This window comes from Flavobacterium agrisoli, from assembly GCF_016522065.1.
In the GTDB taxonomy this organism is placed as follows: domain Bacteria; phylum Bacteroidota; class Bacteroidia; order Flavobacteriales; family Flavobacteriaceae; genus Flavobacterium; species Flavobacterium agrisoli.
The window spans coordinates 140051-164268 of sequence record NZ_JAEHFV010000006.1 but is presented as its reverse complement, the minus strand read 5'-3'; the positions used below and the strand labels follow the sequence as shown (position 1 = coordinate 164268).

Sequence of the window (24218 nt, the reverse complement as noted above, 5' to 3'; positions counted from 1 at the left end):
ACTTAGCCGCTTAGTTAATCAGCATCTTAGTTGCTCTTTTTTTTTAAGTTACTAAGTTGCTAAGATCCTGAGTTTCTAAGCTTAAAATCTTAGCCGCTTAGTTACTCAGCATCTTAGTTGCTCTTTTTTCTAATTGTTTAATTTAATAAATCCACCATCAATTGGGTAATCTGATCCGGTAATAAATCCAGCCTCATCACTACATAAATATAATGCTAGTGCCGCAATTTCGTCTGGTTTCCCCATACGCCCAATTGGTTGTGATTTAGATAATTTTTCAAAAATTTCTTCTTCTTTGCCTGGATAATTTTTATTGATAAATCCGTCAACAAAAGGTGTATGAACACGTGCCGGTGAAATAGAATTACATCGAATTCCTTCATCGATATAATCTCTTGCCACAGACAAAGTCATTGCCATTACTGCACCTTTAGCCGTTGAATAAGCAAAACGATCTTGGATTCCTACCCATGAAGCTATAGAAGCCATATTTAAAATCACACCTCCGTTTGATTTACGAAATTGAGGAATTGCAGCGAATAAACAGTTATAAACTCCTTTCACATTCACATTCATCACACGGTCAAAATCAGCTTCGGGAGTGGTATCTACTTTCCCAACATGGGCAATACCAGCATTATTAATCAAAATATTGACGTTCCCTATTTTTTCAAAAGTCTGTGTAACCTCTTGTTGATTGGCTACATTACAAGCATATGAAAACACATTTCCACCTGCATTTTTGATTTCTTCAACTGCATCTTGAGCACTTTCTTGAGACAATTCAACAATATGAACTTCGGCACCCTGTTTAGCGAATAATGTTGCAATGGCTCTACCAATACCACTGCCTCCCCCTGTTATTACCGCTTTTTTGTTTTGTAATGAAAACATATTTATTTTAAATTTAATTAACTGATCTGTGTGTTTATTTAGCTATTAAGTTGCTAAGATTCTAAGTTTTGTAAAACTACTTTTCTCTATCTTATAGTTTATAAACTTTAAAATAAAAATCACTCCTTTTTATTTTGAAACTAAGAAACTCAGTAGCTTAGAAACTTAAAAATTATTTATTTAATTCTAAAGCTGCCAAAATAAAAGGCCCAGTCACTTTAGGATCGTTATCTTTTCTTCTTTCGTTAATGTAATATTCATACGAACCATCGCGATACGGTTTTCCGCCCAAACCAGCAACTGCACAAGCATTGGTAATTTCAATTTCACCATTTGGATAAACCTTAGTAAATTTTGAAGTAATTCCATCAAACGCTTTTTCAGCTATTTTATGAAATTTTTTAGGCAAGTAGCCATTTTTGGCCCCTTTCGCAAAAGCATATGCAAACATAGCCGTACCCGAAGTTTCTAAATAATTTCCTTCGCGAGTTCCCATATCAGTCACTTGATACCACAATCCAGACTTGTCTTGAAATTTCACTAAAGCATTTGAAATATCATTTAAATACGAAATCAACGCTGCGCGTTTTGGGTGATTTTCAGGAAAATAATCCAATACATCTACCAATCCCATCACATACCAACCCATAGAACGTGACCAAAAATTAGGCGAAACACCTGTTTCTTTATTTGCCCAAGGCATTTGTTTACTCTCATCCCAAGCATGGTATAACAATCCCGTTTTTGTATCAGTTGCATATTTCTGAATCAATTCAAATTCTTTAGCAACTTCATCTAATTTGGCACCATTTTCAAAAGTTGTTGTGTATTCAGCAAAAAATGGTTCACCCATATACAAACCATCTAACCACATTTGGTTTGGATAGATTTTTTTATGCCAAAATCCACCACTTGGCGTTTTAGGTTGTTCTTCCAATTGCTTACGCAAGGTTTGCATGGCAATTAAATAACGTTTGTCTTTGGTTTGTTCGTAAATATCAAATAAAATACGCCCCGTAGGAATATTATCGATATTAAAAGCCTCATATTTATAGGTTTTAATCGTACCGTCGGCTTCAATCAATTCATCAGCATATTGTTTAGCATAAGCGGTATACTTTTCATTTTTAGTCACTTTTCCCAATTCTTGAAAAGCATAAGTTACCAAACCATGAACGTAACTTATATGTGCTTTTTTAGCATCGTCAAGCATCCATGATTCTGGATGACGCTGCATTAAAGTTTGCGCCATTCGTTCTGACCATTTTAAATCTTTAGAAATAGTTTGCGCAATAGCACTATTCACTAAACCAATTATTATTAATATGGTAATTTTTAGCTGTTTTTTTAGTTTAAAAATCATTACTGAATTATATTGTTAACAATTAAAAGAATAATAAATGTTATTTTCACATTTACAAATATAAAACTTAATATTAAAAAAGGACTTCAATTTTAAAAATGAAACAAAAAAATAAATTTACTCAAAAACATTGAATCTTTTTAATCTGATTTTAAACATACAACAAAAAATACGTTGACAAATTGAGAAAAAAAATTTTTTTGATTATAGCATATAAATCTAATTTCTATATTTGTAAATGTAAGTTCTACATTTATTAAATTATATTTCCTGAAATGAAAATACTCAAAGGCATAACTTGGAATCATACTCGTGGATTATTACCCATGGTTGCCACCGCTCAACGTTTTAACGAACTTCACCCAGATATTGAAATCACTTGGGAGAAAAGAAGTTTACAAGAATTTGCTGATGCATCAATTGAAACTTTAGCCAAAAAATTTGACTTAATGGTAATTGATCACCCTTGGACGGGTTTTGGGGCAGATACCAATACTATACTTCCATTATCTGACCATTTTTCTACCGATTATATTAAAGACCAAGAACAAAATACAGTTGGAAAATCATACGAAAGTTATGTTTTCCACAATAAATTATGGGCTTTACCTATTGATGCAGCCACTCCTGTTGCAGCAGCTCGTTTAGATATATTAGAAAAAAATGGAATTGCGGTTCCAAAAACATATGCCGATTTATTAGCCTTAGCCAAAAAAGGATTACTCGCTTTTGCTGGAATTCCGGTTGATTCGTTAATGACATTTTATTCTTTTTGCTGTAGTTTGGGAGAAGCTCCTTTTCAATCAAAAGAAATCGTGATTTCGGAAGAAATTGGAACCAAAGCCTTACAAATGCACCGCGAACTAGCACAATTGATGGATCCGGCTAATTTTAACCGAAACCCAATTCAGGTGTATGAAGATATGGTAAATTCAGATGAAATTGCATATTGTCCTTTTGCTTACGGTTATTCCAATTATTCAAGAGAAGGTTACAGCCGTAAACTATTACATTTTTATGATTTAGTTGAATTAAATGGCAATCCAATGATTAGTTCTTTAGGCGGAACCGGATTGGCCGTTTCATCCCATTCTCAATTTCAAAAAGAAGCTTTGGCTTACGCCGAGTTTGTAGGTTCGTCGCACACCCAACAAAATATTTTTGCGGATAACGGTGGACAACCTGGACATTTACAAGCTTGGAAAAGTGACCGCATTAATAACATTACTCATGATTATTTCAAAAATACATTACCTACTCTACAACGGGCCTTTTTACGTCCGAGGTACATGGGACATATGTATTTTCAAGATCATGCAGGTGACGTAGTTCGCAACTATTTAATGAATGGTGGAAGTGAAAATGAAGCATTACTTGCTATGAACGAATTGTATCAAAAGTCATTAAACTCAAAATAAAATGAAACCATTAGAAGGTTTAGTGGTATTAGAATTTTGTCAGTTTTTGGCAGGGCCTTCGGCTGGATTAAAATTAGCCGATTTGGGTGCTCGTGTCATCAAAATTGAACGACCAATAAAAGGAGAAGCTTGTCGTCAACTAAGTATTAAAGATTTATTTGTGGATGACAGTAGTTTACTTTTTCATACCATTAATAGAAATAAAGAGTCATTTGCGGCTGATTTAAAAAATCCCGAAGATTTGATTTTGGTTAAAAAATTAATCGAAAAAGCCGATATCATGACCCATAATTTCCGTCCGGGTGTAATGGAAAAAATTGGTTTAACCTTTGACGAAACTTTAAAAATCAATTCTAAAATCATTTACGCCACAGTAACAGGTTACGGAAACGAAGGTCCGTGGGCAAAAAAACCTGGACAGGATTTATTGGTACAATCCCTTTCTGGCTTAAGCTGGTTGAGTGGCACAAAAGATCAAGGCCCAGTTCCTTTTGGAATATCGGTTGCTGACTTAATGTGTGGTAATCATCTCACTCAAGGCATTTTAGCCGCTCTACTCAAAAGAGCCAAAACTCAAAAAGGGGTTTTAGTAGAATTAAGCTTATTAGAATCCATCCTAGATGTTCAATTTGAAGCCATCACTTCGTATTTGAATGATGGTGGTCAACTCCCAGAACGTGGCAGTGAAAAAGGTAGCGCCCACGCATTTTTGAGTGCTCCCTACGGCGTTTATAAAACCACTAATGGTTATTTAGCTTTAGCAATGGGCGATCTACTTTTTATTGGTAAAACTTTAGGTATAGATTTAAATGAATATGCCGATAAACATGTACAATTTTCAAAAAGAGATGAAATCCGAGAAAAATTAGCCAATCAAATTAAAACTCAATCGGCTGATTATTGGGTAGCATTACTAAATAAAAATGGAATTTGGTGTGGCAAAGTAAACAATTATCAAGATTTGGATCAACATGCATTTGTCAAGGATTTACAATTAAAACAAGTTGTTAAAAATTCGCAAGGCAAAATTTTAACCACTACCCGATCTCCAATTCAATTGGACGGAAAAGTATTAACTAGCGAAAAAGCGGCACCAAAAGTAGGCGAACACAATTCACAAATTCACGAACAATTTTTATCCTAATGAAACCTTTAGAAGATTATTTAATAGTTGATTTTAGCCAGTTCTTATCAGGACCTTCAGCTAGTTTACGATTAGCCGATTTGGGTGCTCGTGTGATAAAAATTGAGAAACCAGGAACAGGAGATATTTGTCGTACATTGTATACTTCTGATTTAATTATGAATGGTGAATCTTCGGTTTTTCATACCATTAACCGAAACAAAGAATCCTTCGCCATTGATTTTAAACAAGCTTCAGAATTAGAAAAATTAAAAAAATTATTAGCCAAAGCCGATGTGGTAATGCACAATTTCAGACCCGGCGTTATGGAACGTGTAGGTTTGAGTTTTGAAGAAGTAAAAAAGATAAATCCAACAGTCGTGTATGCTTCTATTTCGGGTTATGGAAATCATCCCAATTTAAAAGATTTACCTGGACAAGATTTGCTTTTACAATCACTAACCGGATTAACTTGGTTGAGCGGAAACGAAGAAGATGGTCCAGTTCCGATGGGATTATCAATTATAGATATGTTAGCCGGAGCTCATTTGGCACAAGGAATTTTAGCAGCTTTATATCGTAAAACCACCCAAAATGTTGGCGCCTTGGTTGAAGTAAGTATGTTAGAATCTTCTTATGATTTTCAATTTGAATTGATTACTACTTTCTTTAATGATGGCGGGGCTTTACCAGTTCGAACGAAAGCAAATAATGCCAATGCTTATTTAGGCGCTCCTTACGGAATTTACCAAACACAAAATGGCTTTTTAGCTTTGGCAATGGGACATATTCCAACTTTAGCATCACTTTTAGGTTGTAAAGAGTTAGAAGTTTTTACTGAAAACAAATTTGATCTTCGTGATGAAATCAAAAATATTTTGGCCAATCATCTTAAAACACAAAACACAGAGTTTTGGTTGAATATTCTAGAACCTGCCGATATTTGGTGTGCTAAAGTCTTAAATTACAAAGAACTTTTTCTTGAAGAAGCGTACAAAGTTTTAGAATTTACTCAAAAAGTAAGCATGATTGATGGTTATCATTACGAAACAACCCGTTGCCCTATAAAAATTGACGGTGAGTATTTCACTTCGACCAAAGGTTCACCTAAATTAGGGCAAGACAATGAAAAAATAATCAACGAATTTATTGCTTAATCATGACAAAAATACGAATTGCAGTTCGAAAATTTGAACCATTTGAATCAACAATACAAAAGCTTTGGAACTTGTTTTGCCAACAAAACAACGTTTCAGTTGACTTAGAAATGGTTCCAATGGAATTACATGATTTGTATAATAAAACGTTAGTTGAAAAAGGGTTGCAAAATGGTGATTGGGACATTGCTCACCTCAATACCGATTGGATTTGGGAAGCCGTTAATGAAAAAGCAATCGAAAATTTAAGTCCGTTTATTGAACAAAATCCACCACAAGATTTCCCCGAAGGTTGGCACAATTCATTATTGCATTTACAAGAAGTTGAAGGAAAAGTTTATGGATTACCTTTTCATGATGGGCCAGAATGTTTACTTTACAGAAAAGATTTATTTGAAAATCCTACTGAAAAAGAAAACTTTAAAACACAATTTGGCTATGACTTGAATCCACCAAAAACTTGGATAGAATTTGAACAAATTGCAGCATTTTTCAATCGTCCTGAACAAAATTTTTTCGGCTGTGTTTTCGCTAATTATCCTGATGGTCACAATACAGTTTTTGATTTTTGCTTGCAATTATGGACACGGGGCGGCTCATTATTGAATGAAAAAAATCAAATAACAATCAACTCCCAAGCCGCTGTAAAAGCATTAGATTTTTACCGAAAGATTGTCAATAATTCAAATACAACACATCCTAATTCTAAAAATATTGACTCGGTTGAAGCCGGATTAACTTTTGCTAAAGGAGAAGCTGCTATGGCAATCAATTGGTTTGGTTTTGCTTCTATGTCCGAAGTTATTGACGAATCAAAAGTGAAAGAAAAAGTAGAAATTACCGAACTTCCTTGCGATCCCAATCATAAATCAGCCTCTCTTAACGTATATTGGCTATATACTATTGGTAGTGGTAGCAAAAATAAAGATTTAGCATATGAATTTTTAAAATTCGCTACCACACCAGAATCTGATGCTTTGTTAACGAATGAAGGCGGAATTGGCTGTAGAAAATCAACTTGGCATAATACGGAAATCAATAAAAAAATTCCATTTTATCACAAATTAGGAATGTTGCACGAAAACGCACTCACTTTACCTCAAACACCTTTATGGCCAAGAATCACAGAACTTATTGACCAAATGGTCATAAAAGCAATTGAAACCAACATTTCATCAGAAGACATTTTAAACGAAACACAAAAATCAATCGAAAAATTATAAGTACGATGGATATACAATATAAACCATTATTACCCCAAAATCCGGATCCTATTATTATTATTGGCGCCAGCGGTATTGTAAAAGATGCACATTTACCAGCTTATAAAATGGCGGGATTTTCGGTATATGGGATAACAAACAGAACTTTTGCTAAAGCTAAAGCTATGGCCGAGGAATTTGGAATTCCAAATGTATATGAAAATGTAGCCGAAGCCGTAAAAAAAGCTCCTAAAAATGCGATTTACGACATCACCGTTTTACCCGACCAATACATCGAAATTTTAGAACAATTACCTGATGGTGCTGCTGTTTTGATTCAAAAACCAATGGGTAACGATTTAGCACAAGCACGTGAAATTGTAGAGGTTTGCGAACGAAAAAGTTTGGTAGCTGCCATGAATTTTCAACTTCGATTTTCTCCTTTTGTCAGTGCTGCTCGCTATTTAATTAACAACGGAATTATTGGGGATTTATACGATTTTGAGTTTAAAGTAACCGTCAACACACCTTGGGAATTATTCCCTTTAATTAAAGAACATCCGAGATTAGAAATTCTTTTCCACAGTGTACATTATATCGATTGTATTCGTTCGTTTTTAGGAAACCCAAAAGGTGTCTATGCAAAAACTTCGCATCATCCTTTAAAAAAATTATCCTCTTGCCGTTCATCCATCATTTTAAATTATGGCGATGACAAACGTGTGGTAATTAATACGAATCATGATCATCATTTTGGACCCGAACACGAAGAAAGCTATATAAAATGGGAAGGTACAAAAGGCGCTATTAAAGCAAAAATGGGACTTTTAATGAATTATCCCGACGGAATGCCCGATAGTTTTGAATATGCTGTGGCTGATAAAAATGGCGCTTTTAACTGGACAAAAGTAGCTTTAGAAGGTTCTTGGTTCCCAGAAGCTTTTATCGGAACAATGTCAAATTTAATGCGATTTAAAGAAGGTTCTGATGACAAATTATTGGCTAGCGTGCAAGATGTTTTAGACACTATGAGAGTCGTGGAAGCCTGTTACATTAGCGATAGCCAAGGCGGAATTTCACTAAATGAATTATAATTGAGTCGAAAGTCAAAAGTTGTAAAGTCTTAAAGTTTTTCGTTTTGATTACTTCTTTTTGACTTTTGACATTCGACTTTTAAACTTTTAAACATAAAATATATGTATTTCAAATCCACTTTTTTTGAAGATTACCAACTTCATGATAAACGAGTTACTTTAGGCAGAACCATTACCGAAACCGATTTTGTGGTTCATGCGGGTCACACAGGGGATTTTTTTCCGCATCATATGGATGAAGAATGGTGTAAAACACAGCCTTTTGGACAACGAATAGCCCACGGAACTATGGTTTTTAGTATTGGAATTGGTTTAACAGCTTCAGAGATTAATCCTGAGGCTTTTTCAAAAGGCTATGATCGTTTGCGTTTTGTAAAACCCGTTCATATTGGTGACACTATTCATTCAGAAATTACTATTTCTGAAAAAACAGAAGCTAAAAATCCAGCTATGGGAACTGTTATTGAACATGTTGAAATAATTAACCAACGCGGCGAAGTGGTTTTGGTTTGCGATCACATTTTATTAGTCAAAAAGAAATAATTCTTTGTCAGGTATAAAACTCAAACAAACAAAAAGAAAACGATTTCTTTGCTTTTAACCCAAAACCTTAAAAAAAACTAACTATGCAAATAACCAACCAAACAGGCGATACGCACGAAGTACCCACTCAAAACGGCTCTTCTAAACAATACCTTTTGCCTTTCATATTAATTACGAGCTTATTCTTCCTTTGGGGAATGGCGCATAATCTGGATTCAATATTGATTCCGCATCTCAAAAAAGCCTGTCAACTCAACAACAGCCAATCTACTTTAATTGACACGGCTGTCTTTTTTGCTTATTTCGTCATGGCGATTCCGGCGGGAATGCTCATCAAACGTTTTGGTTATAAAAACAGTATCATTACCGGATTATTGGTATTTGCCACTGGAGCCTTTTTGTTTGTGCCTGCCGCTAATTCTAGAACCTACGAAATGTTTTTATTCGCCCTATTCATTATTGGTTGCGGATTGACCATTTTAGAAACCAGTGCAAATCCGTATGCTGCCATTTTAGGACCTCCTGAATCAGCTTCAAAACGTTTAAATCTAGCGGCATCCTTTAACGGACTAGCAGCTATGGTTGCTCCAATTGTAGGCTCTTTATTTATTTTATCAGGAAAAAATTATTCCGAAACAGAATTGGCCGCAATGCCTGATGCCACCCGAGCTGCTTATTTATTAGAAGAAGCTTCGGCTGTAAAATTACCTTACATTATTTTAGGAAGTGTGTTGGTTTTGGTAGCCATTTTGTTTTTTTTCATGAAATTACCATCCATGAAACCTACTCATACCGAAGCCGAAATTAAACCTGGTTTTTTCTCGGTTTTAAAATTTTCTCATTTAAGTTGGGCGGTAGTGGCGCAATTTTTTTATGTGGGCGCACAAGTTTGTATTACCAGTTTTTTTATTAGAATTGCACAACAAGGCGCAGGCTTAGATGAAAAAACAGCTGGTTATTATTTAGGTATTTACGGTTTCCTTTTCATGGCCGGACGTTTTATTGGAACTTTCTTTTTAAAATATGTAAAAGATTATGTTTTGTTATCAATTTACTGTGCCATCAGTATGATTTTGTGCCTGATTGCCATTTATGGAAGTGGAATTATTGTGATTTATGCGCTTGGCGGAATCGGTTTTTTCATGTCAATTATGTTTCCTACTATTTTCTCATTAGGATTAGTTGGTTTAAAATCGAATACCGAAACAGGTTCTTCTTGGTTGGTGATGTCAATTGTGGGTGGAGCTATAATTCCGTATGGAATGGGGACTTTAATCGACATGAAACACGATGATATTCAATCTGGTTATATTATTCCGTTGATTTGCTTTGGTATTATTTTGTACTTCGGAATTTTTGGAAGAAGAGTAAAAACGGTGTAACAAAGCAATTATTTTATCTAAAAAACGGCTATTTCTTAAAACAAGAAATAGCCGTTTTTTAATTTCCCCTCTTGGAAGAATTCCGTACTAAAAGTGCTGCGTCTAGTATGATTTTGTTGAGCATCACTTTCTTTTCCGGATGTTTAATACGTTCTAAAAAAGCCAATGCTGCTTCTTTACCAATATCGGCACTAAACTGGTTGATAGTTGATATTTCGGGTTTCATTATCGTACTAAAAGGTTCATTGCCAAAACCTACTAAAGCCATTTCTTCGGGAACTTTAATTCCTTTTTCTAACAAAACTTGCAAAGCACCTAAAGCGGCATTATCACTCGCAGCGTATACCGCATCGGGGCGTTGTTTTCGGTTTAATAAGGAAGCCATAATACGTCGACCGTCTTCAATTTGCAAATTACTTTCGATAATTAAATCTTCCTCAACCGGTAATTCCCATTTTTGCAACGCATCTCGAAAACCTCTAATTCTGTTTTTAAAAATTCGGGTATGACTAAACCCCGTTATATGGGCTATTCGGGAACAATTTTGCTGTACCAAATGTTCTACAATTAATTGACTGCAATTGTAATCATCGATCCCAACATAATCCACTTCTAAATCATTTTCACCGCGGTCAAACAAAACCAATGGTACGCCTTTTTGTTTGATTTTTCGATAAAACTCAAAATCGACCGTTTCGCTGGCAATCGAGGCGATAATACCGTCCACCTGAATATTAAGCAAGGTATAAATACTCTGACATTCTTTTTTATACGATTCATTGGTTTGCGCCATGATCACATTATAGCCGTTTTTATTCAAAATAGCTTCAATGTTTTCGATAACCGAAGCATAAAAATGCGTATTGATTCGCGGTACAATTAAACCCACCAAATTGCTCTTGCCTTTTCGAAGCGCACTCGATAAATAATTGGGTTGGTAATTGAGTTGAATAACAGCTTCTTGAACCGCTGCTTTTGTTTTTTGGCTAATGCGAGGATGGTCATTTAATGCCTTAGATACTGCAGAAGGTGTTAAACCTAACAGCGTTGCAATATCTTTTATGGTGGTTTTTTTCTTTATTTCCAATTTTTTTCTACATTTGTTCCATCGATTGAACAAATGTAATTTCTTTTTCTTAAAAAAAACAAAAATTAAATAATAAAGTCCTTACATAGCCACAAAATTACACCTAAAGAATTGCGAGATTCTTTATTTTTTTGAAAAAAATTCAATCGATTGAACTAATCAAATTTCAAACTAGTTAACAATTATTAAAATGGAAAAAATAGTCACTTTTGGCGAAATTTTGTTGCGTCTTTCTACCGAAAGACACTTAAGGTATTCTCAGGCAGATACTTTCAAAGCTACTTATGGAGGAGGCGAATTTAATGTGGCCGTATCGTTAGCAAATTACGGTTTAAATGCAGAATTTGTAACCCGTATTCCGAATAATGATATTGGACAATGTGCCATAAATGAAATGCGCAAATTAAACGTAGCCAACCACAATGTATTGCGTGAAGGTGACCGTATTGGAATTTACTTTTTAGAAACCGGTTCAAGTACACGTGCTAGTAACGTGGTTTACGACCGTGCCAATAGTGCTATGGCTACCTTGGAAAAAGGAATGCTAAACTGGAGAGAAATTTTGAAAGATGCTACTTGGTTTCATTGGAGTGGTATTACCCCTGCCCTTTCTGAATCGGCTGCCGAAGCTTGTATGGAAGCCATCGAAGTAGCGCACGAAATGGGAATTACTATTTCGACCGACTTAAATTACCGCTCTAAACTTTGGAAATATGGTAAAACACCTAAAGAAGTTATGCCAAAAATGTTGCAATACAGCAACGTTATTTTAGGAGATATCGATACTGCTAACTTTATGTTAGGCGTACCAGACGTTAACCCCGATTACAAAAACTTAGAATCGTTACCTGCTTTATACGACAATCTTTTTAAACTTTGTCCTAACTTAAAATATGCCGCAACTACTTTGCGTTATTCTATAAGTGCTTCTTACCAACGTATTGGAGGTATTTTGTACGATGGCGAAACCGTTTACAATGCCGATGTACAAGATGTAACTCCTGTTGTAGATCGCGTAGGTAGTGGTGACGCTTTTATGGGCGGATTAATTTATGGATTAAATGAAAAACCATTAAACAAACAACGTGCTCTTAATTTTGCAGTGGCGGCTTGTTGTTTAAAACATACAATTGCCGGAGATTATAATTTAGTAACCAAAGAAGAGATTGAAAAATTAATCGGTGGAGATTTTTCAGGAAAAGTATCAAGATAAAAAAAGAAAAAATGGCACAATTTACAAGAATTGAAGTTGCACAAGCAATGAAAGATACCGGAATGATTCCGTTGTTTTTTAGTAATGATATCGAATTAAGCAAAAATATTTTAAAAGCCTGCTACGATGGTGGAGCTCGTTTGATGGAGTTTACCTCTCGTGGTGATTTTGCTCACGAAATTTTTGCCGAATTAACCAAATACGCTATCAAAGAATTACCTGGAATGATAATGGGTGTGGGTTCGGTAACCGATGCAGCAGCGGCTTCGTTATACATGCAATTAGGCGCTAACTTTATTGTAACTCCTGTTTTGAGAGAAGATATTGCCATTGTGTGTAACCGTCGAAAAGTTTTATGGTCACCTGGCTGCGGAACTTTAACCGAAATTACAAAAGCCGAAGAATTAGGTTGCGAAGTTGTAAAACTGTTCCCTGGTGATTTATATGGCCCTGATTTTATTAAAGGAATTAAAGGACCTCAACCTTGGACTTCCATAATGCCAACAGGAGGTGTTAATCCAAGCGAAGAAAACCTAAAAGGATGGTTTAGTGCGGGTGTTCACTGTGTAGGAATGGGTTCGCAATTAATTAGTAAAGAAATCATTGCCAATAAAGATTATGCTGGTTTGACTCAAAAAGTTAAAGAAGTATACGCTATTATTGACAAATTGAGAAAATAATACCCAACTTGGTTTTCCCTAAAAAAAGTCCTCGAAAATTCGAGGACTTTTTGTTTTTACAATTCCGATTTATAATGTACTTCGGACAAGTTGCGTAAAATTTCAGCACTTTTTTCGGCGGTAATATCCCGTTGCGACTCTCCTAATAATTCATATCCTACCATAAATTTTTTCACGGTTGCCGATCGCAATAAGGGTGGGTAAAAATGCATGTGAAAATGCCATTCCGGATGCAACTGTCCATCGGTTGGCGCTTGATGAATTCCGGATGAATAGGGAAAAGAAGTCGAAAATAAATTATCATATTTTATAGTCAACTTTTTCAAAATAGCAGCATAGGCGCTGATTTCTTCATCCGTCATATCGGTTATTTTCCCAAAATGACGTTTGCTAATAACCAACGTTTCATAAGGCCAAATAGCCCAAAATGGCACCAAAACTACAAAATAATCGTTCTCTAAAACAATGCGTTCTTTTTTGACAAGTTCTTCCTGTAAATAATCCCCTAACAAACTCGATTGGGTTTTAGTATAGTATTGTTTTAAACTCAACTGCGTTTTAGCCACTTGTGTAGGAAGCGACGATTGCGCCCAAATTTGTCCGTGTGGATGCGGATTACTGCACCCCATTACACTGCCTTTGTTTTCAAATATTTGAACGTGGTTGATAAAATCATTCGCGCCTAAAGTAGTATACTCTTTTTGCCAAGTTCGGATGATATTTTCGATGTCTTTTTCTTCCATTTCTGGCAAGGTCAAATCGTGTCGAGGCGAAAAACAAACCACTCGCGAAATGCCGCGTTCGGGTTGCGCTCTAAAAAAAGTAGTATTTGAATCGGCCTTAAACTCGATTTCTTCTTGTTTCATAGCCGCAAAATCATTTTCGAAAACATAGCAATTTTCGTAGTCCGGATTTTGCTCGCCGTTAGCTCTTACATTACCGGGGCACAAATAACATTCCGGATCATATTCGGGTCTTTTTTCTGTAGCAACGCTTTCTTTTTGCCCTTGCCACGGACGTTTGGCTCTATGCGGAGAGACCAAAACCCATTCATCTAATAACGGATTATATCTTCGGTGCGGATCTTCGTTTATATCAAAATTTCTCATAGTATTATCCTTTATAAAGTGTGGTGCCATCGCTAATTTTTACATCATACGATTTCAATTCAATGTCAAATGCCGCTTGGTACAATGCTTTAAATTTAGTTTTAACCGCTTCTTCCGATCCTTTTTTTATCAAATTAATAGTACAACCACCAAAACCGCCGCCCATTAATCGAGAACCGATTACCGCTTCATCTGCTTTTGCATAATCAACTAAAGCATCCAATTCTGCACAACTTACTTCATAATCATTTGACAAACCATCGTGCGTTTCAAATAAAAGTTGACCAACCAATTGAATATTACCCGCATCCAAAGCTTGACAAGCTCTAGAAACACGGTTTATTTCGCCTACCACATAACGTACTCTTTTGTATACATCGGCCGAAAATTGTTCTTTAATTGTTTCAACTTGATCGGGAGTACAATCTCTGTAGGTTTTTAATTCTGGAAAATTCCGTTTTAAAATCGAAAATCCTTCTTCACATTCTTTTCTGCGCGTATTATAAGCCGAAGTAAACAAGGAATGTTTTACATTACTATCAAATAAAACCAAAGAATAATCGCTAAAATCGGCATCGTGATAGGTATATGCTAAAGTATTACAATCTAACTGAATCACTTTGTTTTTTTGGCCGTGAACACTAGCAAACTGATCCATGATGCCACAATTAATTCCAACCCAATGTTCTGCTTTTTGTCCCATTAAAGCAATGTCTTGTTTCGAAATTTCAAAACCAAATAAAGCTTGTAAGCCAAAAATCAACCCACACTCTAAAGCAGCCGAAGAAGACAAACCCGAACCAACCGGAATATTACTGCTAAAAACACAATTAAAACCCGAAAGCTCATATCCACTTTCTTTTAAATATTTCACAACACCCGAAAAATAATTGGTCCAAATTGCATCGCGCAATTGCATTTCGCCTTGTAAATCAATGGTAACGGTTTCATTCAAGTCAACCGCAACAATGTTCGCCGTTTGTGAGTTGTTTTTTTCAAAGGCAAAACAAATAACTTTATCAATTGCAGCAGGCAATACATCACCATCATTATAATCAACGTGTTCGCCAATTATGTTAATTCTACCTGGAGAAAGAACTACCTTATCTGGTTCATTTCCAAATTTCTCAGCAAAAAATCCCGTGGTTTGTTCAATTAAAATAGCATTCATTTTTATTTTTTTTCTTATTTGAATCTTATGAAAGTTTTCAAATTATTTCCAAAACAAATCTAAGCACAATTTAAAAAAAACCACACTAGTACCTACCAGTTTTTGTTTTAAAACTTAAAAAAGCACCTTTATAATCGAGCGCTATTCCATCAAAAATTAGAATACTCTATTAAAAAAATGTATTTTTAAAAGAAATTAAAAAGTGCCATGATTGAAGAAAAAAAATACCCTATAGATAAAGTTATTTACCCTATTCAAAAATTTATTCAACAGGAAAAAGCAGGCGGAATTGTACTAGGAATTAGTGTCATTATTGCCATGTTTTTAGCCAATTCGGCTTGGTCGGACGATTATTTTCATTTTTTTGAACATAAAGTTGGGTTTCATTACGACGGTAGATCCTTTTTAACCTATAGTTTTCACCATTGGATAAACGATGGTTTGATGGCGGTTTTCTTTTTTGTGGTAGGTTTGGAGTTAAAACGCGAAATTGTTGGTGGCGAATTATCCAATCCCCGAAAGGCATTACTTCCTATTGCAGCAGCCTTAGGCGGCATGCTTTTTCCGGCTCTTATTTACTATTTTTTTAATCCAACCGGAATTGCAAGTAACGGTTGGGGAATTCCGATGGCAACCGATATAGCATTTGCATTAGGCGTTTTATATTTGTTAGGAGATAAAATTCCGCTTAATCTAAAAGTTTTCCTAACCGCCTTAGCTATAGTCGACGATTTAGGCGCTGTTTTAGTAATTGCCTTTTTTTATACTTCGCATATTTCGTTAGAAAGTTTGCTCTTTGGTGCTGGCTTTTTATCTATCATGTATATGGGAAACAAAATGGGTGTTCGGAGTATTTTATTTTATGCTTTTTTCGGAATTCTAGGAGTTTGGACTTCCTTTTTGCTTTCCGGAGTTCACGCCACTATCGCAGCTGTTTTAGCCGCTTTTACCATACCGGCAGATGTGATTATAAAAGAAAATGCGTATGCTAAAAAAATCAACGATTACATTAATCATTTCAAAGGAATTGATCCTGTGGAGCAAATTCCAACACTAACCAGTCATCAATTGCATGTTTTAGAAAAAATAAAAACCGATACCAATCAGGCCATTCCGCCTTTACAACAATTGGAACATGCCATGCATCCTCTTATAACCTTTGTGATAGTTCCTATTTTTGCCTTGGCCAATGCCGGCATTTCGATCAATGTTGATTTTAATGAGTTATTCAATACCAACATTGCTATTGGAGTAGCTTTAGGACTTTTAATTGGTAAAGTAGTAGGAGTTGTTGGTTTTACTTTATTATTGGTAAAACTAAAAGTAGCGCCTTTTCCGAAAGGAATGACTGTTGCTAATTTATTTGGTTTAGGCATGTTAGCCGCCATCGGATTTACCATGTCACTATTTATCACTTCTTTGGCCTTAACCGATCCTACCCATATTACGCAAGCTAAAATTGGGATTTTCTCGGCTTCCATTATTGGTGGTTTACTCGGCTATTTTATTTTGAAAGTTTGCGGCAATAAGCCTTAAGATAGTCCATTTTTATCTAAAAAAAAGAATCAATTCCGCTTTATTTGTGTTATTTGGCTCTAATACTCCATTCAAAATCCATTTCCGAAACTTGAATTCCTTCTTCGTTAGTACCTATTGATTTCATCCAGAAAGTTTGACCTTCACCAGTTGCAATTGTTTTTTCGATGGCTTCTTTAATGAGATGGCCATCGTTACACACAAATACAATTCGACCGGTAGCTTTTTTGGAAAAATTTCCTTTGTTGTTGGCCACTAACATTGATATTTTCTTTCCGCTTTGCTGGATATACCCCATAACAAGTGCGCCCGTAGTCAATTCGGCTGCCATAGCTTGTACCGCGAAATACATCGAATTAAACGGATTTTGATTAATCCATCGATGCTTCACCGAAACCACACATTGGCTATCAGAATGGATTTTACTCGTACCCCACATAAATAGGCAGACGGCAACTTAAAAAATAAAAATTGGTTGAGTTTGGATACGCTAAGTCTCATTTTACTTGGATTTTTTGCTAAGATACTCAAAAATAGTATGCAAGCATATTAAATATATTTGTTAAAATTATGTTAATATATGGTACTATGCAATACAAGATACTTGTTTTAAGACATATATTTGCATAAGAAATTACTAGGTAATTCATTTAATCATCAAAATCATCAATCAAAATGGAAGCAACAAACTTTAAAAACACCGCAGCCTTAACACATTTAAGTGCTCTTTCACAATATTTAATTCCGTTTGCGAATTATATTTTTCCAATCGTTATCTGGAGCACTTATAAAGAAAAATCGGAATTTGTATCAGCCCAAAGCAAACAAGTTTTAAACTTTCAATTGAGTTTGTTACTGTATTCTATTATTCTGTTAGGAATTAGTATTCCGATTTTGATCTATCATTTTTTTCAAAATATTCCTTTTTCGACCATCATCAATGATAATGAAATCATCATCGACCATTTTAATTTTAATGGCCATATAGGCGCCTTGAGTGTTGCCATTTTAGCCTTAATCATATTAGGAATTTTAAAAGTATCCGAATTCTTTTTAATCATTTTTGGAGCCATTAAAGCTTCAAATGGCGAAAATTACCGCTACCCTATTAGCATCCCCTTTTTAAAATAAAATTCATCAATCAATCATCAATCAAAAAACGAATTGTTCAATCAAAAAAAAACATCATGCAATTATGAACATTGAAAACACAAAAGCCCAAATGCGCAAAGGTGTTCTTGAGTTTTGTATCTTATCTGTTTTAAAAGAAAAAGATGCTTACACTTCGGAAATATTAGACACCTTAAAAAACGCCAAATTATTGGTTGTAGAGGGTACTGTTTACCCTTTGCTAACGCGACTTAAAAACGATGGTTTGCTCACTTACCGTTGGGAAGAATCAACCTCGGGACCACCTAGAAAATACTACGGACTAACCGAAATTGGCAAAACATTTTTAAAAGAACTAAGCGGTACCTGGACCGAACTTTCAGGCGCAGTAAACACAATCACCAATCAAAACTAATAATCATGAACAAAACAGTCAATATAAACTTAGGAGGCATATTTTTTCATATAGACGAAGATGCTTATTTGAAATTATCGCGTTATTTTGACGCTATAAAACGCTCTATTAACAACTCGGTTGGACAAGATGAAATCATCAAAGACATCGAAATGCGCATTTCGGAATTGTTATCCGAAGGTCAAAAAAGCGACAAACACGTAATCAGTTTAAAAGATATTGATGCCGTGATTGCTGTAATGGGTCAGCCAGAAGATTACATCATCGAAGACGACGCTGCTCCAAAATACAATTACAACCAAACCAACACGAGCAAGAGAAAACGCATGTATCGTGATGTTGATAATAAAGTGATTGGTGGAGTGGCAACCGGAATTGCTCATTATTTAAAAGTAGATCCGGTTTGGGTAAAAATTGCTTTTGTCATTTTGTTATTTGCCAGTTTTGGAAGTATGTTAATTGCGTATTTAATTCTGTATATTGTAATTCCGCCGGCGATTTCAACTTCTGAAAAATTAGAAATGACTGGAGAGGTTGTAAACATTAGCAACATCGAAAAAAAAGTACGTCAAGAATTTGACAATGTAACGGATAAAATTAGAAACACCGATTACGAAAAATTAGGTAATGATATTAAATACAGTGCAAAAAAAACAGGAGATACCTTTGGTGAAATTTTGCTAAAAATATTCAAAGTTTTTGCCATTTTTCTAGGGAGTATTTTAGTAGTAACCGGAATTTTTACTATTCTTTCTTTGTTCATCGGATTGTTTACTTTGGGCAGCAGTACTTTTATAGAATATCCTTGGAGTGATTTTATCAATGCCGGAAATTATACCGATTATCCTATTTGGACATTTGCTTTAATGACGTTATTTTCGGTTGGAATTCCGTTTTTCTTCCTAACATTATTAGGATTTAAATTAATTTCTCCCAATTTAAAATCGATAGGAAATTTAGCTAAATACACTTTATTGGCGCTGTGGTTAGTATCAATTGCCTTTTTAATTGCTGTTGGATTAAAACAAGCTTCGGAAGTTTCGGTAGAAAATAAAATAGAAACCAAACAAGAAATTGCGATCGCTAAGACAGATACTTTAAAAGTAAAATTCAAGTACAACGACTATTATGCAAAAGATATTGATGATCGAGATGAATTTCGATTTGTAGAAGATGCTGCTGGGAATTCCTTAATTTATTCTAACGACATCCGACTGTATGTAAAATACAACGAAAACACCACAACACCGTACATTCAAATTGAAAAATCAGCCAAAGGAAATTCGTTTTCAGATGCCCGAAAAAGAGCCGAAGGCATTCAGTACAAAGCCGAAATTGTAGGCAATGAGCTTATTTTGGACAATTATTTTGTAACAGCAGTTAAAAATAAATTTAGAGATCAAGAAGTTCGCATATATTTGTACTTACCTAAAGGTCAGTATTTTAAACCAGACTATACGATTTCACATTTTGACCATTCCGATAGCGATATTTTTGACCCTAATTTTGACAACCATCAAAACTACATTTACAAAGCCGATGCCTACAAAATAGAGTGCTTAAATTGTCCGAATGAAGTAAAAAACGAAGAATGGGAGAACGAAAACCATTCTCAAGAAGACACCATCAAAGAAGTTTCGGTAAAAATCAACGGAAAAGAAGTTATTAAAACTTCTGTAAATTTAACCAAAGACAAAAACGGAGTGATAATTAAAAACAACTAATCATGGTCAAACTCATCATTTACATCACCAAATTAATCATACTTACCATTACGGCCCTATTTTTTGCCTCTTGCCATTTTGGCGATCGTATGAATAGTATTACCGGAAGCGGAAATGTAATCACCGAAACCCGAGACATTGACGGAGAATTTACCGAAATTGAAGTTGACAATGCTATTAATTTAGTGATTGAACAAGCAAACAACACCGAAATTACGGTAGAGGCAGATGATAATATTATTGATAAAATTACGACCAAAATTGAAAATGGCGTTTTAATTATTGAGTCTGAAAGTTCGGTTTTTAACAACGTGACCCAACGCAAGGTAACGGTAAAAGTACCTGTAATTCATAAAATTGAAAGTTCAAGTGCTTCTTCAGTAACATCATCGAATGTTATAAAAAGTGATAATTTGAGTTTGGATGCTTCTAGTGCGTCTACTATGAAATTGAAAATTGAAGCAGAAAAAGTATCGGTTAGCGCCAGCAGTGCCAGCAGCATCCGATTGGAAGGAATGGCTCTTGATTTGGAAGCCGATGCTTCGAGCGCTTCGTCTATCCACGCCGAAAATTTGGAGGTAAACAACATTAAAGCCGATGCTTCGAGCGGCTCTTCAATTAACACCCACCCTATTCTTTCGCTTAACGCAGAAGCCAGTAGCGGAGCCTCAGTACGATACAATAATATTCCGAAAAACCTCCAAAAAGATTCAAGTTCGGGCGGCTCTATCAAACAAAATTAAAACCAAAAGCTGTTAAAATACTTTCAAATCATTCATCAAAAGTGGATGATTTTTTTATATTTGTCCAAATCCAAAAGCATTTTTGATGAAAAAAGCGACTCTTATATTTTTATTAATTTTTTCCACAACCCTTGTCTTTGGCCAACGAAAAGACCGCATAAAAGGATCTAAATCCGTTACGGTAGAACTAAAAGAAATTGGCTCATTCAATCAAATTGACATTGAAGACAATATAGAAGTGTTTTTAGAAAAAGGAACTAAAAATGAAGTAAAAATTGAAGCCGATAGCAATTTACATGATATTATTGAATTGGAATTACGGGATAAAAATTTGCGAATTTATACTTCCAAAAGAACAACCATTTTTAAAAAATTAGTGGTTCATGTAGTGTACACAAACGAGTTGAAAATGGTAACAGCCAAAAACGATGTTCATTTGTATGCTATTGAAGAATTAAATTTAGATGATATCACGTTGAAATCGAATGATTATGCTAAATTATTTCTGAATGTTAATTCGAAAAAATTCAGTCTGATTGCCAATGATAAAAGCAAAATAGAACTGAATTTAAAAGCAGAAGAAGGAACTATTCAACTCAACCAAAATACCGACATTAAGGCTTTGGTGGCCACAACTCAATTTAATTGCGACATGTATCAAAAAACAACGGCTGCTATTGAAGGGGAATCGGTTAGCGCTACCATTCGTTTAGACAACAACGCTGTATTTACTGGAAACAAACTCACTATCAAAAGTGCCAATCTCACTTCCGAAAATTATGCAAATTGCTCGATTTTTGCGGCAGAAAACATTTCAATTGCCGCGGCAGGCGAAACCGAGACGTATTTATATGGCAATCCTAAAATTCAAATAACGCGTTTTGCCAATCAGGCGCAACTATTAAAAGTTCCGAAATAAAAAAATCCCGACCTAATATTAAAGTCGGGATTTTTTTTAGGTTTTAATTCGAAACTATTACTCTTTTGCAGCCAAATAACGCTCTGCGTCTAAAGCAGCCATACAACCTGTTCCTGCAGCTGTAATGGCCTGACGGTATACGTGATCTGCAGCATCTCCCGCTACAAAAACACCTTCAACGTTTGTTTTTGCCGTTCCAGGAGTATTAATAATATAACCGGTTTCATCTAACTGTAAATAGTCTTTAAAAATATCTGTATTGGGTTTATGCCCAATGGCCACAAAAAAACCAGTCGCCGAAATATCATAAGAAGCTCCTGTCGTTTTATCCAATACTTTAACAGCTTCTACCACTTGCCCATCGCCTAAAACTTCAAGTGTATCGTGGTTTAACAAAATTTCAATATTTTCGGTCTTACGCACGCGTTCTTCCATAATTTTAGAAGCTCTAAATTTATCGCTACGCACCAACATGGTTACTTTTTTACATAATTTAGATAAGTAATGTGCTTCTTCGCAAGCCGAATCACCAGCACCCACAATTACTACTTCTTGATTTCGGTAAAAGAATCCGTCGCAAACCGCACAAGCAGAAACACCTCCGCCCATTTGCAAATAGTGTTGTTCTGAAGGCAATCCTAAATATTTAGCCGATGCACCGGTAGAAATAATCACCGTTTCGCAATGCAACTCAATACTATCATTAATCCATACTTTATGAATTGATCCTGAAAAATCAACTTTAGTAGCCCAACCATCGCGGATATCTGCTCCAAATCGTTGTGCTTGTTGTTGCAGTTGTACCATCATTTCGGGTCCGGTAACGCCATCTACATAACCCGGAAAATTTTCTACTTCATTGGTAGTTGTTAACTGACCTCCAGGTTGCATTCCTTGATATAAAACAGGATTCATATTAGCTCTAGCAGCATAAATAGCGGCCGTATATCCAGCCGGTCCAGAACCAATTATCAAACATTTAATTTTTTCGATTGTATCTGACATAGTATAATATTTTCTTTTTTTAGAGTTACAAATGTAGTTTTTTTAATAAAAAAACAACCTGTTAAACACATCACTTTTACTTATTTAAAAATAATAAGGTTCTATTTAAAAATATGCTTTGGTAAACTAAAAATAAGTTTTATATTTGCACCCGCTAACGGGGTGTAGCGTAGCCCGGTTATCGCGCCTGCTTTGGGAGCAGGAGGCCGCAGGTTCGAATCCTGCCACCCCGACAAAGTCTTTTCATTTACTTGGAAAGACTTTTTTTTTTGCAAAAAACTAAAATATAAAAAAATTTTAGTGTACCAATTGCAATCAGAAAGACAAAAAAATCAAATCTTGCTACCAAGAAAACATCGTATACTAAAGAAAAACATTACATCTTATTTACCGACATAAAAAAACATTCAAAAAGTTACTTCTTGAATGTTTTTCAATCTAACTAGTGATTTCAACTTTTAATTAAAATCAAAGTTTAGAAAATACTATTTTTATTCGGCATTCCCGTACATATTCGATTCGCCTCCATCAATTGCAATCGTTTGACCACTTACATAACCATTTTCGTCGCTAATTAAAAAAGCAACTAATTTAGCCACATCTTTCGGGTTTCCCAGAGCTCTTGTAGGATTGTGTTTGGCATATTGCTCTTCGGCAGCTTTTGGATTATCTGGATTTACTTGTTTAAAAGCCTCTGCAACCATCGGTGTCAAAATAGCGCCGGGAGCAATAGCATTGGTTAAAATTCCGTATTTACCATATTCCAAAGCAGCGTTTTTAGTCATTCCCGAAACAGCATGTTTACTAGCCACATAAGGCATTTGATTGAGCACTCCACGAATACCACCAACAGAAGCCACATTTACAATTCGGCCGTAATTTTGCTTTTGCATAACAGGCAGCACATAACGCAATCCGTAATAGACACCCATTAAATTAATATCGATCACTTTTTTGAAAATCGACACATCGTATTCTGTAATCGAAGCTTGTTTACCTTCAATTCCGGCATTATTATACAAACCATCAATTCTACCAAACTTTTCTACGGCTTTATTCACATAATTTTCTACAGCTTTTTCATTCGAAACATCGGCAACCACGGTTAGTATTTCAACATCACTAAATTGCTTTTGAATATCGGCTGCGGCTTTATTCAAACTTTCCTCATTATAATCAACCATAACTAAATGAGCACCTTTTTTTGCTAATTCTTCAGAAGCGGCATAACCTAAACCCATCGCTGCGCCGGTTATAATCATTACTTTATTTTTCATTTTGTATTAAATTTTTTATGAATTTTAAAGTTACCCAATCTTTTTTTCGATTT

General features: G+C 35.1%; 22 protein-coding genes, 1 tRNA gene and 1 pseudogene. 16 read left to right on the top strand and 8 right to left on the bottom strand.

What is annotated here, in order from left to right:
• Window positions 1–129 precede the first annotated feature (129 nt).
• Window positions 130–894: an SDR family NAD(P)-dependent oxidoreductase gene (locus tag I5M07_RS13580; RefSeq protein ID WP_200106991.1), complete on the bottom strand. Its 765-nt coding sequence runs from the start codon at window positions 892–894 to the stop codon at window positions 130–132.
• A gap of 172 nt (window positions 895–1066) precedes the next feature.
• Complete coding sequence (locus I5M07_RS13575; protein WP_200106990.1) at window positions 1067–2257, bottom strand: glycoside hydrolase family 88/105 protein; 1191 nt, start codon at window positions 2255–2257, stop codon at window positions 1067–1069.
• A gap of 275 nt (window positions 2258–2532) precedes the next feature.
• On the opposite strand from I5M07_RS13575, the gene I5M07_RS13570 reads away from it, so the two are divergent.
• The 7 genes from I5M07_RS13570 to fucP all read left to right on the top strand — a co-directional run bounded on the left by I5M07_RS13570 (window position 2533) and on the right by fucP (window position 10176).
• On the top strand, window positions 2533–3675 hold the full coding sequence (locus I5M07_RS13570) for an ABC transporter substrate-binding protein (protein WP_200106989.1): 1143 nt from the start codon (window positions 2533–2535) through the stop codon (window positions 3673–3675).
• 1 nt (window position 3676) lies between these two features.
• Entirely contained in the window at window positions 3677–4819 is a 1143-nt protein-coding gene (locus I5M07_RS13565) for a CaiB/BaiF CoA transferase family protein (RefSeq protein ID WP_200106988.1), read from the top strand.
• Window positions 4819–5955: a CaiB/BaiF CoA transferase family protein gene (locus tag I5M07_RS13560; RefSeq protein WP_200106987.1), complete on the top strand. Its 1137-nt coding sequence runs from the start codon at window positions 4819–4821 to the stop codon at window positions 5953–5955. The genes I5M07_RS13565 and I5M07_RS13560 overlap by 1 nt, the downstream gene beginning before the upstream one ends.
• 2 nt (window positions 5956–5957) lie before the next feature.
• Complete coding sequence (locus I5M07_RS13555) at window positions 5958–7178, top strand: ABC transporter substrate-binding protein (RefSeq protein WP_200106986.1); 1221 nt, start codon at window positions 5958–5960, stop codon at window positions 7176–7178.
• A gap of 5 nt (window positions 7179–7183) precedes the next feature.
• Window positions 7184–8251, top strand: coding sequence for a Gfo/Idh/MocA family protein (locus tag I5M07_RS13550; protein ID WP_200106985.1), 1068 nt, complete (start codon window positions 7184–7186; stop codon window positions 8249–8251).
• Window positions 8252–8353: 102 nt separating this feature from the next.
• Window positions 8354–8794: a MaoC/PaaZ C-terminal domain-containing protein gene (locus I5M07_RS13545; protein WP_200106984.1), complete on the top strand. Its 441-nt coding sequence runs from the start codon at window positions 8354–8356 to the stop codon at window positions 8792–8794.
• Window positions 8795–8877: 83 nt separating this feature from the next.
• Window positions 8878–10176 carry an L-fucose:H+ symporter permease gene (fucP, locus tag I5M07_RS13540; RefSeq protein WP_200106983.1) on the top strand — a complete coding sequence of 433 codons (1299 nt, stop codon included), beginning with the start codon at window positions 8878–8880 and terminating at the stop codon, window positions 10174–10176.
• Between the two features lie 58 nt (window positions 10177–10234).
• Here the strand turns inward: fucP and I5M07_RS13535 are convergent, their stop codons facing one another.
• A complete protein-coding gene (locus tag I5M07_RS13535) occupies window positions 10235–11263 on the bottom strand; it encodes a LacI family DNA-binding transcriptional regulator (RefSeq protein WP_200106982.1) in 1029 nt (342 codons plus the stop codon).
• Between the two features lie 190 nt (window positions 11264–11453).
• On the opposite strand from I5M07_RS13535, the gene I5M07_RS13530 reads away from it, so the two are divergent.
• Window positions 11454–12476, top strand: coding sequence for a sugar kinase (locus I5M07_RS13530; RefSeq protein ID WP_200106981.1), 1023 nt, complete (start codon window positions 11454–11456; stop codon window positions 12474–12476).
• Between the two features lie 11 nt (window positions 12477–12487).
• Window positions 12488–13156 carry a bifunctional 4-hydroxy-2-oxoglutarate aldolase/2-dehydro-3-deoxy-phosphogluconate aldolase gene (locus I5M07_RS13525; protein WP_200106980.1) on the top strand — a complete coding sequence of 223 codons (669 nt, stop codon included), beginning with the start codon at window positions 12488–12490 and terminating at the stop codon, window positions 13154–13156.
• A 56-nt stretch (window positions 13157–13212) separates the two neighbouring features.
• Here the strand turns inward: I5M07_RS13525 and I5M07_RS13520 are convergent, their stop codons facing one another.
• The gene (locus I5M07_RS13520; protein WP_200106979.1) at window positions 13213–14265 is read right to left on the bottom strand and encodes a UDP-glucose--hexose-1-phosphate uridylyltransferase; all 1053 of its coding nucleotides are present in this window, start codon (window positions 14263–14265) and stop codon (window positions 13213–13215) included.
• A 4-nt stretch (window positions 14266–14269) separates the two neighbouring features.
• Window positions 14270–15436 (bottom strand): galactokinase, encoded by a 1167-nt coding sequence (gene galK, locus I5M07_RS13515; RefSeq protein ID WP_200106978.1) that lies wholly within the window; start codon window positions 15434–15436, stop codon window positions 14270–14272.
• A gap of 207 nt (window positions 15437–15643) precedes the next feature.
• Here galK and nhaA point away from each other — a divergent pair, with 207 nt between their 5' ends.
• The gene (nhaA, locus tag I5M07_RS13510; RefSeq protein ID WP_200106977.1) at window positions 15644–16972 is read left to right on the top strand and encodes a Na+/H+ antiporter NhaA; all 1329 of its coding nucleotides are present in this window, start codon (window positions 15644–15646) and stop codon (window positions 16970–16972) included.
• A 49-nt stretch (window positions 16973–17021) separates the two neighbouring features.
• Here nhaA and I5M07_RS13505 read toward each other — a convergent pair.
• Window positions 17022–17473, bottom strand: a pseudogene (locus I5M07_RS13505) (DUF4442 domain-containing protein).
• 174 nt (window positions 17474–17647) lie between these two features.
• Here I5M07_RS13505 and I5M07_RS13500 point away from each other — a divergent pair.
• The 5 genes from I5M07_RS13500 (at window position 17648) to I5M07_RS13480 (ending at window position 21883) form a co-directional block, all read left to right on the top strand.
• On the top strand, window positions 17648–18103 hold the full coding sequence (locus I5M07_RS13500) for a DUF4870 domain-containing protein (RefSeq protein WP_200106976.1): 456 nt from the start codon (window positions 17648–17650) through the stop codon (window positions 18101–18103).
• A gap of 64 nt (window positions 18104–18167) precedes the next feature.
• Window positions 18168–18497 (top strand): PadR family transcriptional regulator, encoded by a 330-nt coding sequence (locus I5M07_RS13495; protein WP_200106975.1) that lies wholly within the window; start codon window positions 18168–18170, stop codon window positions 18495–18497.
• Between the two features lie 5 nt (window positions 18498–18502).
• A complete protein-coding gene (locus I5M07_RS13490) occupies window positions 18503–20221 on the top strand; it encodes a PspC domain-containing protein (RefSeq protein ID WP_200106974.1) in 1719 nt (572 codons plus the stop codon).
• 2 nt (window positions 20222–20223) lie between these two features.
• Window positions 20224–20964, top strand: a complete 741-nt coding sequence (locus I5M07_RS13485; protein WP_200106973.1) for a head GIN domain-containing protein — start codon at window positions 20224–20226, stop codon at window positions 20962–20964.
• Between the two features lie 85 nt (window positions 20965–21049).
• On the top strand, window positions 21050–21883 hold the full coding sequence (locus tag I5M07_RS13480; protein ID WP_200106972.1) for a GIN domain-containing protein: 834 nt from the start codon (window positions 21050–21052) through the stop codon (window positions 21881–21883).
• Between the two features lie 57 nt (window positions 21884–21940).
• On the opposite strand, the gene trxB is transcribed toward I5M07_RS13480, so the two are convergent.
• Window positions 21941–22888: a thioredoxin-disulfide reductase gene (trxB, locus tag I5M07_RS13475; protein WP_200106971.1), complete on the bottom strand. Its 948-nt coding sequence runs from the start codon at window positions 22886–22888 to the stop codon at window positions 21941–21943.
• A 158-nt stretch (window positions 22889–23046) separates the two neighbouring features.
• Here trxB and I5M07_RS13470 point away from each other — a divergent pair.
• Window positions 23047–23121, top strand: a tRNA-Pro gene (locus I5M07_RS13470).
• Window positions 23122–23379: 258 nt separating this feature from the next.
• On the opposite strand, the gene I5M07_RS13465 is transcribed toward I5M07_RS13470, so the two are convergent.
• Window positions 23380–24165 (bottom strand): SDR family oxidoreductase, encoded by a 786-nt coding sequence (locus tag I5M07_RS13465; RefSeq protein WP_200106970.1) that lies wholly within the window; start codon window positions 24163–24165, stop codon window positions 23380–23382.
• Window positions 24166–24218 lie beyond the last annotated feature (53 nt).